The organism is Streptomyces sp. NPDC111507 (assembly GCF_055638955.1).
This window is the reverse complement of sequence record NZ_JBVKBU010000036.1, coordinates 14873-28511: the sequence shown is the minus strand read 5'-3', so window position 1 is coordinate 28511 and position 13639 is coordinate 14873. Positions and strand designations below refer to the sequence as shown.

Sequence of the window (13639 nt, the reverse complement as noted above, 5' to 3'; positions counted from 1 at the left end):
CGTGACGCTCCGCGTCGGCCGTGGTGACGCCCGCGCTCTCATGCTTCGCAGGACAGCATCCGTGACGCTCCGCGCCACAACCACCAGATTCACTCCACCGGCCTGAAGGCCGATGCACTGCGAATGAATCCCGGTAGCAGGTGCAGGCCTCGCGTCTGCCGTTGAGCAAGACGATCCGGTGAACGGAGGTGACTCGGCTCAGGCGGTGGCGGCCAGGGGAGCGGTGGCTTCCCAGACGAACCCGTCCGGGTCGCTGAACGCACCGGCGGCGCTGGAGAGCACGAGCCGGTGCGATCCGGTGCCGTCGGCGGGGACACCCGCGTCCTTGGCGAGAGCGCGGCGCTTGTACAGAGCCAGTTTGACGGGGCCCGGCCCGGTGGCGAACTCGACGTACTTGCCGCCGAAGCTCTTACCCACGGTGAGGCCCTGCTCGACGTAGAACTGCTTGCTGGCCTTCACGTCCTCGACGCCCAGCAGGAGCACGAGCTCGTCGAAGTCCCGGGTGACCGGGCCCGTGTCCTTCTTCGTCGACGTCGCGATCTTCCAGATCGTGCCGTCCGGGGCCTGAACGCCGCCGCCGTAGCCCCACAGCGACTTCGAGGTGGGCTTGAGGGCGGTGGCGCCGGCGTCGAGGGCCGCGCCGACGAGGGCGTCGACGTTGCCCGGCTGGGACACCACGAGCGACAAGGTGAAACCGCGGAAGCCGGTCGTGGGGGCATCGGAGGCGCGCAGGCGCACTTGCGACGAGTCCAGTCCGAAGGCGGTGGAGTAGAAGCGTGCGGCGGCCGTGGTGTCGGCCACCTCGAGGGTGACGGAGCCGATGGAGTTCATGTCTTCGACGGTAGGGGCCACCGGGCCGCGGGTGCTTCTCGAAAACTGCCCAGTCCGGCCACGGGCCTGAGCCACGGGCCGGAGCGGCCCGCCGCCCGCCGCTCCGCCCCCCCGGGCCGTGGTCGGCGTCGGGCAGCCGGGTTGGTGCGGCGCGCACCGGCCACGGGGAGGCTGCCCGCGAGGCGGCGCAGCTGGGGGCAGCCTGATCCGGGTCATGCCGGGAGCGCGGGAGCAGTCCCGATTCGCTCCGGGACCGGTGGAGTCCGCGGGCTGTCCCGAGCCGGGCGGACGCCTGGCTGCTTTGAGTCGGGCGGACATCAGGCGACGACACGACGTCGCTGTCCGGCCGCGACGGGAAGCCGGAAAGGAGCGAGGCCGCCGAGCATGACCACGGCTCGATGTGCATGTACGAACTCGACCGTCCACGCCCGCCCGGAGCACGTAGAGACGGCAGTGTCCCGACGCACCCATCCCCGGCCCGTTCCCGGAGCGTTGCTACGGTTCACCGGTGTCTGACTCTTCACGCGATACCGCCGAAGGCGCCGGCTGGGGCACCCTGGAACACGGCGAGTACAAGCACCTGATGCCGCACCGGGTCGAGAAGCTCTCGTGGCTCAACCCGAAGACCCTGTGGGCCGCACGCAACGGCGTACTGGCTTCCTGGTTCGGGGACCCCACGGGCCGCACCCGCAGCCGCTGGGTGGCACAGCGGACGGCCGCCGGAGCACCCGCCGCCAAGGTGATCCGGCGCGACGACCCGGACCACTTCTCCTTCATGGTCATCGGAGACACCGGCGAGGGCGACGATCCCCAATACGCCGTCGTCCCCGGCTTCCTGAAGGCCAGTCAGGAAACGAAGTTCGCCGTCATCGCCAGCGACGTGATCTACCCCGTCGGCCGGGCGGACGACTACGGCACGAAGTTCTTCCGCCCGTACCAGGACTACCAGGCACCCATATACGCGATACCCGGCAACCACGACTGGTACGAAGACCTCGGCGGCTTCATGCGCGTCTTCTGCGACGACGCCCCGCCACTCGCCCCACAGCCCGCGCCGCGCCCCCTCTCACGAGCCTGGCTGCGGTCGCTGCTGTGGCACCGGCCGCACCCGGCCGACGGACAACACCTCACCGAGGCACGCAAGTTGCGCTCCTCGCCGGCCCAACAGGCCGTCCAGCCGGGCCCGTACTGGGCCATCGACGCCGGTCCGGTGCGGATCATAGGCATCGACACGGGACTGCTGGGAACCATCGACGCCGAGCAGGGCGCATGGCTGCGCGAGGTGTCCAAGGGACCTCTCCCCAAGATCCTCGTCACCGGCTCACCCCTGTACGTGGACGGCGAACACCACCCCTGCCCCATCGAAGGCGGCGGCACCGTCGACGACCTCGTCCGCGACCCCGACCACCGCTACCTCGCGGCCATAGGCGGCGACATCCACAACTACCAGCGCTACCCGGTGCAGGTCGACGGCCGCACCATCCAGTACGTGGTGTCGGGCGGCGGCGGAGCCTTCATGCACGCCACCCACACCATCCCCCGCGTCTGCGTCGCGAACGTCACCGAGCAGGAGTTCCGCTGCTACCCGCTGCGCGGCGACTCCCTCGCCTTCTACAGCAGGCTCTACGGGCACCGGCTGCGCCTGCGCCGCCTGTTCACTCTCACCGAGGCCGAGGCGGCAGCCGTCGTCGCCGAGCGCCTCGGCATCCCGCCGACCCGTACCCAGGGCCCGCCCGCCCGCGTCACCCGGCGCACCCGTCTGATCGCGAACCTGCTGGGCGCGGGCGGCCGCCCCGAGTGCACCTCGCGCTTCCGCCTGCCCGTGCGGAAGATCTACACCCAGCTCTTCTCGCCGGGCTCGGCGACCTACAGCCCGCCGTTCTTCAAGTGCTTCCTGCGCCTGGACGTCACCCCGGAGGCCGTCCGGCTGCGCTGCTTCGCGGCCACCGGGAACCGCGCGCAGGAAATCGACCCGCCGGTCGAGGACGAAGTCACCATTCCGCTGGCCTGAACACCCGAGTGTGACCTGAACACCCGGGGGACCGGACGCCGTCCCGCACGGCGGCCGGTCCGGTTCCTGCGCCGCCGTGTGATCCGGGACGCCGGGACTGCGCTATCATTGATCTTGAGCGAGCCGCCCGAACTTCCGGCGGTCAGCCTCGCGTTGGTGGTCCAAGGAAAGACGCCCCGCTTCCTGCGGGGAGATGCAGGTGCAAGGCCTGCCCGGCGCTCCACACAGCCCCGCCTCCGGTATCCCGGAGGCGGGGCTGGCTGCTTCTTGGAGGCCACGCGGTGAGGCACGCGGGCGGCCCCAGCAGCGGAGCAGCAACAAGTCCTGGTGATCACGGAGTTGCGACGGTCCGTGTTCACCGGGGAAACCTCTGCCTGCACCGCCCCCACGACTGATCGAACCGCCGTGGAACCCAACGTTCGGCGCTGCCGCCCGAACAGCCGCGCCACCGGACTTCCTGCGCAGTGCTCCAGGCTTCAGCTGCCCGCACAGGAAGCCCGGTTCGAGACGGGCCGAGGCGGGCCTGTACCGATGCACGGCCTTGCCGCGTGGATCCGCCGCGAGCGCCCGCCCCGCCTCCACCCGCGTCCGGGAATGGCCGCGAGCCCGCCCGGCGTTGCCGCGAGCATGACGACGAACACGCCGCCCGAGGTACTGCGATACACCGCCTTCTCCAGCGCCCCCGACGGCGGAAACCCCGCCGGCGTCGTTCTGGACGCCACCGCCCTGGACGACAGCGACATGCTGGCCATCGCCGCCGACCTCGGATACTCGGAGTCCGCGTTCCTGACCGCGCCCCCGGAGGGACTCGGCGGCCAGGAGGGGCGGGCGTACCGCATCCGCTACTTCAGCCCCAAGGCCGAGGTGCCGTTCTGCGGGCACGCCACCATCGCGACCGCCGTCGCGCTCGCCGAGCGGACAGGCCCCGGGGAACTGGTGTTCGCGACGCGCGCAGGCACCGTGCCGGTGGAGGTGGCCGAGGAGGGCGGGACGCTCCGGGCCACGCTCACCAGTGTCGAGCCGCACCTCGAGGAGATCACCAGCGCCGACCTCGATGAGGCGCTCGCCGCGCTCGGCTGGCCGGACGCCGATCTCGACCCGGCCTTCCCGCCCCGTATCGCCTTCGCCGGCGCCCGCCATCTCGTTCTCGCGGCGGCAACCCGCGCCCGCCTCGCGGATCTCGCGTACGACTTCGCGCGCCTCGAAGCCCTGATGCACCACTTGGACCTGACCACGATCCAGCTGGTGTGGCGGGAGTCGGCCACCGTCTTCCACGCCCGTGACCCCTTCCCCGTCGGCGGCGTCGTCGAGGACCCGGCGACCGGCGCCGCGGCCGCCGCGTTCGGCGCGTACGCGCGTGAGCTCGGCCTGGTCCCCGAGGACGCCGTCCTCACCCTGCATCAGGGCGAGGACCTGGGCCGCCCTGGCGAGCTCACGGTGACGCTGCGCGCGGGAGACCGGCGCGTCCGTGTCAGCGGCGCAGGAACTCGCATCAGCTGAAGCGCCGGCCATGACGGCAGTGCAGGCGCAGACCTCCCAGTGGTCACAGAGCACCGCAATTCCATGACCGCCAGGCCCGTGCCTCATCCACTCCCGGGTGCTCCCTCGCACCTGCCCGCGCGAGCTTTTGTTCGCGCTACGCGCCGCCGCGCAACACCCCCGAACGCCAGGGCTGGTGGAACGGGCCGGCCGGGAGGAGCACGCGGAGTCGCCGGCAGGGGAGGGCCGGAGCGTGCCGGGGGCGCGGTGCGCGTGCTGGCCTGCGCCGACAAGCCGTCGTACTCCGGCGGCGGCACAGGCCACACCCACCCCGCCGGTCCGGTGCCGGGAACAGGGCACCGGCCGGGTCTTGCACGCCGTCCTCGGCCATGACCCGGCCGCCTGCGCGGATCCTGGCTTCCGTGCCCGTCTGCGCGCCGGGATCAACCGGGCGGCCCGGACGGGAGCCGAGTGACGTTTCTCCGGTGAACCGCTTGCGCCATTGAGGTGAGTAAAGCCCTTCCAGGGAGATAGTCCAGGATCGATATAGGGATCCTCTTGTTCTGGCAAAGAGCGGTCGTGTCGTAACGGCTCTTTCCATGCGACGTGTTCAACCCCACGAGAGGAACCGGACGTTGACCTACGGGAAGAAGCTGAGGGAGCGGATCGCCGGGCCGGAGACCACTCCGCTGATCGGCGTGTATGACATGTACTCGGCGTCGATCGCGGCCGAGCACTACGACGGGATGTTCGTCTCCGGCTTCGGCTTCGCGGCCTCGTACTACGGGCTGCCGGACATCGGCTTCATCGCCTGGCCGGACATGATGGCGTTCGTCCAGCGGCTGCGGGGCGCGTTCCCGCGCCACCACCTGCTGGTGGACATCGACGACGGATACGTCGACCCCGAGGTCGCCTGCCATGTCGTGGAGGGACTGGAGCGGATCGGGGCGTCGGGAGTGATCCTGGAGGACCAGAAGCGCCCGCGCCGGTGCGGGCACGCCGACGGCAAGCAGGTACTGCCGCTGTCCGAGTACCTCGCCAAGCTGGAGATGGTACTGGCGACCCGGCAGGACCTGGTGGTGGTGGCCCGTACGGACGCCACCGACGAGAACGACATCCTGCACCGGGCCGAGCAGCTGGCCGCGACCGACGCGGACGTGGTGCTGGTCGACGGAGTGCGCAGCGTGGAGTGGATCCGGCGGATCCGCAAGGTGGTCGGCGACAAGCCCCTGCTGTTCAACCAGATCGCGGGCGGCAAGTCCCCCCGGCTCTCGCTGACCGAACTGTCCGAACTCGGCGTGGACGTCGCCATCTACAGCACCCCGTGTCTGTTCGCCGCCCACCAGGCCATGCACTCCGCGCTCGCCGACCTCAGAACGGCGGACGGCCGGCTCCCCGTGGTGGACACGGCGGACGGCGTCGGCGTCAAGACCGCCACCCGGCTGCTGGAGCGCAACATCGCCCGACTGCGGCCCGAACCCCAGGGCGTGAGCGCGTGACGCCGGCACGCGTCCCGCCACCGCGACTGCGCACGGCCGCCGTGCTGGCGGCGGCCCTGCTGGGCGCCGCGGCACCACCGGCGGCCGCGGGCGACAGCCTGATCACCGTCCTCGACAACTCGCACGCCGACTCGATCCTCGAGGTGGACCGGACCGCGAACATCCAGCAGGGCAGCGGAACGGCCGGCAGCGACCACGAGGGCAGCGCCGTCGACATGATCGAGGCCCTGGTCGCGGCGCACCAGCGCGAGGAGGACCACGACTGACCCGCCGACCGGCCGACGACGGGACGCCGAGGGCCTGCCGCTCGGGGGCAGGCCGCAGGAAAGGTGACGGAGCCTGCCCGGCCCGGGTGAGCGGGGCAGGCAGGAGGCCCTGCGCGAGCCGGGCAGACGGCCGGGCACAACTGCCGGCTCTGGAGGGGCAGCCCGTGCGAGGGGCAGTCCGTGCGAGGGGCGGCCGCTTCACGCTGTACGGCCACGACCCTCCCGCCTACGGCTGCTCCCGCCCCCCTTGGGCCGGCGGAGCCGATTCCCCCGCGGACGGCAGCGGGGGAGGGGGGAAGGAGGGGCAGTGGGCGAGCCGGCCGGGACGGCGCACGCGAGCGGTTCTTCCGACGGCGCACCCCGCCTCGTACCGCGGCGGCGGAAGCCAAACGTGCGGCCCGTGGCGGCGGAAGCCAAACGTGCGGCGAACAGAATTCGGCGTTCAGCTACCTGCCACCACGTGGCCACGGCCGCTCAGGACTGTGCCTTGCGAACCCAACGTTCCTCATCTGGAGGGCACATGAGCACAGCAGGGCACCACAACCGGCTGGACAGACGCGCAGTGCTGCAGGCCGCGGTCGCCATACCCGCGGTCGGCGCGGTGGCGACCGTATTCGAGGCGGCCCCGGCACACGCCGACCCGGCAGCCCACAGCGGCGGCCGGTCCCCCTTCGACACCGAGAGCCCCCGCTTCGCGCTGGCCGTCCTGCCCGACACGCAATACCTCTTCGACGCCGACAGCTCCGACCCGGCACCCCTGCGCGCCACGTTCCGCTACCTCGCCGCCGAGCGGGAGGAGGTGAACATCGCCTTCATGACGCACCTCGGTGACGTCACGGAACACGGCACCGAGCAGGAGATCGCACTCGCCGCCGACACCTTCAGGACCATCCACGGCAAGGTGCCCTACAGCGTCCTGGCGGGGAACCACGACATTCGCTCCTCCACGGACGACCAGCGCGGCGACTCCGCCTACCTCGCGGCGTTCGGACCCCAGCGCTACGCCTCGATGCCGACCTTCCGCGGCGCCTCTCCCGACGGCTACAACAGCTATCACGTGCTGCGTGCGGCGGGCCGGGAATGGCTGGTCCTCGCCCTCGACTGGCGGGTGTCGGACACCGGACTGCGCTGGGCGCAGGGGGTGCTCGACGCGCACCCCACGCTGCCCGCCGTCCTCACCACGCACGACCTCGCCTGGTCGGACGACGACGGCGCGGCGCAGCTGTCGGACCACGGGAGGCGGCTGTGGGACGGTCTCATCCGTGGCAACGACCAGATCTTCCTCGCGCTGGGAGGCCACTACTGGCCGCCCGGGCGCACTGTGTTGACCAACGACGCCGACAACGATGTCCACGTCCACATCACCAACTACCAGGACCGCTACTACGGCGGCGCGGGGATGATCCGCCTGTACGGCTTCGACCTGGTCCGCAAGGTCATCGACGTCGAGACCTTCTCGCCGTGGTTCCTCGCCCGCGACCCGCACAAGCGGGCGCCGTTGGAGGCGGAGACGATCGAACTGACCGGCCCCACCGACCGGTTCAGCCTGAGCATCGACTTCGACGAGCGTTTCAAGGGCTTCGCCCCGGCCGCCCCGCCGAAGCCGCGTCCGGCATCCGCCGTGATGCCCCGCGGCACGGTCGCGTACTGGCGCTTCGACGCCTCCGGGACGGCTGCGGCCGGATCGCCGGGCGCCACCGTGGCCGACGGAGCGGTCGTGCGCGACCTCACGGGCAACGGCAACCATCTGACCGTGAGCCGTCTGCACTCCAGCGGACCCGACGCGCTCACCTGGTCGGCGGACCACCATCCCGGCCAGCCGGCGCACGCCAGCCTCCGCTTCGACGGCGGCAAGAGCCCGGACCGCGGTGCCGTGCTGACGACCGCCGCGGGCGCCGCCCTCAACAGTGAGAAGTTCACCGGCGGCTACACCATCGAGACGTACCTCATGCTGCCCGAGCCGTTCGAGGGCGACCACAGCTGGATGGGCATCCTCAGCTGGGAGGGCCGCAACGGAGACGCGGGCAAGACCACGGGCTGGTCCCCGCTGGAGCCCACCTGCAGCCTCAACCTGTCGCCCGAGAGGTTCCTCCAGTTCGTCGTCTACCCCTACAAGCAGGACGCGGACCCCACGTCGTGGAGCCACGCCGTGCCCGTCGGCCGGTGGATGCACATCGCACTCGTCAACGACGGCCGCCGGACGGTGATGTACGTGGACGGCTCGAAGATCGCCCGCAACCCGTCGCAGCCGTCGACCGGCATCACCACGCTCGGCAAGCCCTTCGTCATCGGCGCCACACAGTTCGACGAGCAGTTCGGGCAGGGCTTCTACGGATGGATCGGCGACACCCGCATCGTGAACAGGGCCCTGGCCACCCGGGACTTCCTGACCCCCTTCGCGTGAGCGGCGCACTTCCGCACATGTGACGGCGCGGGGACCTGAACAAGCGGCTTGCGCACCCGGCGCCCGCGGGTCCACCGCGGCGCCGGACGGGCCTGCCGGGATGACTTCCGCCGGATGAGCGCGGATGCCACACATACTGATCGGGGCATGACCGCGGCCTTGGCTGCCGTCGAGCCGGCCGGGAAGAGCTTGCCGTGAACTCCGTGACGGCGCTCTCGGAGGCACTCGACCTGCTCTGCGACGGCGACCCGGTCCTCCACCGCGGCCAACTTCTCCGCGGTGGCCAGGCTGATGCCGGATGTCCCACCCATGACCACAACACGCATGTGTGCCTCCCGCTTGATCAGCACCCCTCCATGAACGATCGGGCACCGTCCTCAGACGACCGGCTCGCCGATGCCCAGCATGTTCCCCTCGCTGTCACGGAACCAGGCGCCGCGCTCACCCCGTGCACCCTTGCTCGGGTAGTTCCCGTCGATCTCCGCGATCCCCTCCCTCGTCCGGAACCCCGGCACGTCGACCTCCTCGAACACCACGCCGCGCCGCTTGAGCTCCGACACGACCGCCTCGATGTCGTCGACCTCGAAGGCCATCTGGGTGAAGGTGCCGGGCGAGGCTCCCGTCGACTGGAACACGACGAAGTCCGCGCCTTCGCACCGGTACAGCAGCCCGCCGGGCCGCTCATCGACGGGCTCCAGACCGAGCTGCTCGGAGTAGAAGCGCCGCGCCCGGTCCAGGTCCTGGGCGGGAAGCCTGGTCGCCACGCGTGCCCCGGCCAGAATGTTCCTGTCGCCTGCGTTCATGTGTCCAATATGGCGTGAGCGGTGGCCGCAGGGACGGAGGCGGCAGGCGTGTGGCGGCCTCACCGAAAGAGCGGTGCCCTGGAGCAGCGGAACCCGTGAACAGCCGTGAGAGCACAGGGAATCTCCACGCCCCAACGCGGGCTCCACCCGGTACGAGCCGCGTTTCAGCAGGTCAGCGGATTCCCTCGGTTCTTCGCCGCTCGGCCGGTGTGTGGCCCCTCTGCACTGATTCCGCTGCCTGCGGATCCGCCGGGAGGCCCGCGACGACATCTACGGGCCTTCCTTGTCCAGGGATGCGTACCGTATGGCGCGGGAGGAGCTGGCGCGGTCGGCCAGGACTGCGGCGGGGCGGGTGCGGGCACGCGGATGCGGGCCATGACGGTCGCGATGGCCGGCGCGTCACGGCTTACGGCCCATTTTTGCGTGCTCCGGCGGCGTCGGCTTCCTGGGCGGCCATGACCTCATCACCGTGCTCGAAGGCCCATGCTCCGACGGCGTCGATGGGGGCCAGCAAGGTCCGTCCCAGGGCGGTGAGTCGGTACTCGACCCGCGGTGGTGCTCCGGGATGTGCGTGCCGGTCCACCAGTCCGTTGAACTGCAGGCGCCGCAGTGTCTCGGTGAGGACCTTGGAGCTGATGCCCCCGATCTGCTCCCGCAGTTCGACCGGGCGCCTGGGACCCTCGCGCAGTGCCCAAAGCACCACGGCGTTCCAGGTGTTGGAGAGCAGGTCGAAGGCGAGGCGGGCACGGCAGTCGGCGAGGAAGGCGTCGGTCGTCACGTACCGAATGGTGCCCGACAGGCCGCCTAGCGTCGTCCCGGAAGGCCGAAGCAGGCACGGAGCCGAAGCAGGCACGGAGAGGAATCGCGTGATGAGAATCGGCGTGCTGGGAACGGGCAGCATGGCGGACGCACTCGCCACCCACTGGGCGCGGGCCGGGCACGAGGTGACCGTCGGGGGACGGGACGCGGACAAGGCGGAGCGGCTCGCGACGCGCATCGGGGGCGGCGCGAAGCCCGCGAGTCTGCGGGCGGCGGCCGAGTTCGGTCAGGTCGTGCTGGCCGCGCTGCCCTTTGACGCAGGGGCGGGCGTGGCACGGCAGTTGCGGGCGGCCCTGGACGGCAAGGTGCTGCTCGACTGTTCCAATCCGGTCGGGCCGGGCTTTCGGCTGCTGACGGAAGGTGGCCCTTCGGCCGCACGGCAGCTGGCCGCGGCGGCACCGGGAGCCCATGTGGTCAAGGCGTTCAATCTCTGCCACGAGGACGTGTGGCGCATGCGGCCACCCGTCTTCGACGGGCGGCCACTGGCCGTTCCGGTCTGCGGGGACGACCATGCGGCCCTCGCGCGCGTACGTGAGTTGGTGCGGGACGTGGGCTGCGCGCCCGTAGCCGGCGGCGGTCTCGAACGGGCGGGACTCCTGGAGGCGACCGCCGCGCTGTTCATCGCGCTGTGGGTCGCGGAGGAAGCGGATGTCCAGGCGATCGCACCTCCGCTGGCCTATGCGGCCGGACCGGGCCGTGAGCAGGCAGAAGGCGGCAGGAGGGCTGATGGCGGAGGGCGTCGTCGTACGGCAGGCAGTGACTGATCTGGAGTTCGGGCCGGGCCGGGTGCTGGTGGTCACCGCGCCCGGACCGGCCCGCTCCACGCCGGGCTGGGTCAGCTGTGCAGGGTTGTCACCGTCAGGGCCGGGTCGCCGGCGATCTCCGCCGGTGTGAAGCGTTCGGTGACCCACTGCTTGCGGGAGAAGAGGCGGGTCTGGTCCGTGTAGTGGGGCGAGTCCGGGTTCGACGACTGGCCGTAGGTGAGGAGGGTGTGGGCGCGGGGGCCGTCCGCGGTCAGTTCGACGGCCATCAGGAAACTGCTGCCGAAGGCGCCGGCGGGCGGGGTGCCGGTGCCCGAGTGGGGGCTCGCGTCCACGACGTCGAAGCAGCCCACGTCGCAGCCGGGCAGCGGGATGCCGGCCCACTTCTGTACGGCGCCGAGCTCGGTGTCGGCCGGGAGGCCACGCGCGGCGAAGTCCTGGACGGTGTCGGCCAGGGCACGCTGGACGCGTACGTCGTCGCCGTTGATGCCGCGCGGTGTGGTGAGGGGCTGGGCCGGGTCGTAGGGGACGCGGCGCCAGGTGTCGGGCGGGCCGCCGTCGAGGAGGCGGTTGAAGAAGGTGATCCAGAGCGCGGCGCCCCGGCTGGTGGTGTCGGCGCGGGTGTCCCAGCGGGCGAGGGCCGTGCACGCCTGCCGTACGTCGACCTGCGCGCTGTCCGTGGTCGTCAGGCGTGGGTGGGCGCGGCACATGCCGACCACGTCGTCGCGGCCCGTCTCGGCCGACAGGACGCGGTTGCCGAGCATCGATGTACGCAGGGTGGCCTGGGTGAAGCCCGGGGCGCCGAGTCCGTCCGTGCCGTTCGCCCGTCCCGCGATCATGCGGAGTCCGAGCTGGGCCCGCTGGTCGAGGTGGGGATCGATGTCGTACACGCCCGGGAGGCCGGTGAGGGGCGCTGCGGGGTTGGTGTACTGGGGTCCGTTGTTGGAGTTGGCGACGTAGTCGGTGCGGCTCAGCTTCGGCTGGCGGGAGGGGCCGTAGATGCCCGGCACGAGCGCGTCGGGGTCGCTGCCCCAGGCGCAGGCCGACGTCGAACCGTCCAGGGCGGCGGGCGTCTCCTCGCCGGCCGGAAGGGTGCAGCGCCCCAGCTGTGCGTCGGTGAGGTGCGGGACGGCCGAGGAGTCGGTGAAGTACGTGCCGCCGCTGGTGTCGGCCGCGAGGGTGTAGGTCCAGGGGATGCCCTGGTAGGTGTTCTGGGCGGTGCGCAGCTGGGCGAGGTCGTGGGCCTTGCCCATGGCCAGCCAGGCGTTCATGGAGCGCAGGTTGTCGGCGTTGGCGTCGCGGACGGCGTAGGCGGTCTTCGTGGTCCAGGCGGAGGAGAGGACCGGGCCGAAGCGTGAGGTGTACAGGGTGCGGTCGACGGTCGACAGTGTGCCGTTCTCATCGCGGACGGTGACCGGGACCGTGCGGCGTTTCATCCGCTCGGCCTTGCCGTCGACCACATAGCTGGTCGGGTCGCCGGGCACGAGCTTCAAGGCGTAGAAGGAGGCGTGCCGGGCGTCGCTCGCGGTGTGCGTCCAGGCGAGGCTCTGGTTGTGGCCGATCTCGACCAGGGGAGTGCCGTACAGGCCGGCGCCGGACACGTCCAGGGTGCCGGGGATGGTCAACTGCACCTGGTAGAAGCGGAAGTTGCCAGCCGTCCAGGGAAGGTGCGGGTTGGCGAGGACCATCGCGTCGTTGGTGCGGGTGGCGTCCCGGCCGAGCGCCCAGCCGTTGCTGCCGACGCCGGCCGTGGCGAGGCCCCGCGCGCCCGGGGTGAGGGACGCCGCGGATGCTGCGCCGGAGGTCCCGGAAGCCGCCGTGCCCGTGACGGCCGGGGTCTTTGAGGCCGCCGTGTCCTTGCCGCCCGGGGTCCCGGAGGCCGCCGTGGCGCCCGCGCCCGCCGCCGGAGGCTTCGCGTCGCCGATGTCCGGCGCCAGCGGCACCTCCGCGGTCACCCTGTTGACGTCGTACACGACGCTCCACAGATCGAGCGGGGTGAGCGGCCGCACCCAGGGCTTGCCCTTGCAGCGCGGGTCCGGCAGCTTGCCGACGCCCGTGTCGCGCAGATAGCGGTTGTACCCGGCGGCGTACCCCTCGACCATCCGGCGCAGCTCCGCCGTCGGCCCCAGCGGCGCCTTCCGGTCGAGGAGCCGCTGGACGGTGCCCGCGCGCCGTTGCCCCTTGTAGTACGTGTCGCTCGCGAGGTCGGAGCCCTCGCCGGACTGTCCGCCGGGTCCGAAGAACTGGGACCGCTCACCCCGCAAGGTCAGCACCTGGTCGGCGAGTTCGCACACGTTGTCCTGCGCGAACGCGTAGCCGTAGCCGTATCCGAGGCCGTCGAAGTCCCGGGCCAGGATGTGCGGGATGCCGTACTCGGTCCGGCTGATCCGGGCCGTGTGCCCGCCCTCGGCCACCGTCTCGCCGCCCGGCCCCGTCGCGGCCAAGGAGGGCGCGGGCAGCAGGGCCACGGTGGCCGAGGTGAGACAGAGGGCGGCCGTGACGGCCGCCAACCGGCCTGGCAGGGAACGTCTATGACGCTTCGTCAGTGTTCTGGGTTCACCCATGGCTGCCACCCTTCAGGGTGTACCGCCGGGTGGCATCGGGCCTCCGGCGGATTTCCGGGCGGCGTGTCAGTCCGGAGATGTACGCCTTTGGGCTCTGCCGGCTCTGTCGGTTCCGTCCGGCCCGCTGTCCGTCGCGTCCTTGGACCGCGGCCGCCTGGCGGGCAGTGCGAGTTCGGCGTTCGGAGTCCGGCCGAGGGAGGCG

General features: G+C 71.5%; 10 protein-coding genes. 6 read left to right on the top strand and 4 right to left on the bottom strand.

What is annotated here, in order from left to right; all coding sequences use genetic code 11:
• Window positions 1–198: 198 nt before the first annotated feature.
• A complete protein-coding gene (locus tag ACZ7M2_RS51665; RefSeq protein ID WP_471601244.1) occupies window positions 199–831 on the bottom strand; it encodes a glyoxalase in 633 nt (210 codons plus the stop codon).
• A 508-nt stretch (window positions 832–1339) separates the two neighbouring features.
• Between ACZ7M2_RS51665 and ACZ7M2_RS51660 the strand changes: the two genes are divergently transcribed.
• The 5 genes from ACZ7M2_RS51660 to ACZ7M2_RS51640 all read left to right on the top strand — a co-directional run bounded on the left by ACZ7M2_RS51660 (window position 1340) and on the right by ACZ7M2_RS51640 (window position 8490).
• Window positions 1340–2842 (top strand): metallophosphoesterase family protein, encoded by a 1503-nt coding sequence (locus tag ACZ7M2_RS51660; protein WP_471601243.1) that lies wholly within the window; start codon window positions 1340–1342, stop codon window positions 2840–2842.
• A 627-nt stretch (window positions 2843–3469) separates the two neighbouring features.
• Entirely contained in the window at window positions 3470–4342 is an 873-nt protein-coding gene (locus ACZ7M2_RS51655) for a PhzF family phenazine biosynthesis protein (RefSeq protein ID WP_471601242.1), read from the top strand.
• A 614-nt stretch (window positions 4343–4956) separates the two neighbouring features.
• On the top strand, window positions 4957–5820 hold the full coding sequence (locus ACZ7M2_RS51650; protein ID WP_471601241.1) for an isocitrate lyase/PEP mutase family protein: 864 nt from the start codon (window positions 4957–4959) through the stop codon (window positions 5818–5820).
• Window positions 5817–6086, top strand: a complete 270-nt coding sequence (locus ACZ7M2_RS51645; RefSeq protein WP_471601240.1) for a hypothetical protein — start codon at window positions 5817–5819, stop codon at window positions 6084–6086. The genes ACZ7M2_RS51650 and ACZ7M2_RS51645 overlap by 4 nt, the downstream gene beginning before the upstream one ends.
• A gap of 520 nt (window positions 6087–6606) precedes the next feature.
• Window positions 6607–8490, top strand: coding sequence for a LamG-like jellyroll fold domain-containing protein (locus ACZ7M2_RS51640; protein WP_471601239.1), 1884 nt, complete (start codon window positions 6607–6609; stop codon window positions 8488–8490).
• Window positions 8491–8867: 377 nt separating this feature from the next.
• On the opposite strand, the gene ACZ7M2_RS51635 is transcribed toward ACZ7M2_RS51640, so the two are convergent.
• Window positions 8868–9293, bottom strand: coding sequence for a VOC family protein (locus ACZ7M2_RS51635; RefSeq protein ID WP_471601238.1), 426 nt, complete (start codon window positions 9291–9293; stop codon window positions 8868–8870).
• 406 nt (window positions 9294–9699) lie between these two features.
• Complete coding sequence (locus ACZ7M2_RS51630; protein WP_471601237.1) at window positions 9700–10071, bottom strand: winged helix-turn-helix transcriptional regulator; 372 nt, start codon at window positions 10069–10071, stop codon at window positions 9700–9702.
• A gap of 91 nt (window positions 10072–10162) precedes the next feature.
• On the opposite strand from ACZ7M2_RS51630, the gene ACZ7M2_RS51625 reads away from it, so the two are divergent.
• Window positions 10163–10876: an NADPH-dependent F420 reductase gene (locus tag ACZ7M2_RS51625; RefSeq protein WP_471601236.1), complete on the top strand. Its 714-nt coding sequence runs from the start codon at window positions 10163–10165 to the stop codon at window positions 10874–10876.
• A 71-nt stretch (window positions 10877–10947) separates the two neighbouring features.
• Here ACZ7M2_RS51625 and ACZ7M2_RS51620 read toward each other — a convergent pair whose 3' ends face one another.
• On the bottom strand, window positions 10948–13437 hold the full coding sequence (locus ACZ7M2_RS51620; protein WP_471601235.1) for a penicillin acylase family protein: 2490 nt from the start codon (window positions 13435–13437) through the stop codon (window positions 10948–10950).
• Between the last annotated feature and the right edge of the window lie 202 nt (window positions 13438–13639).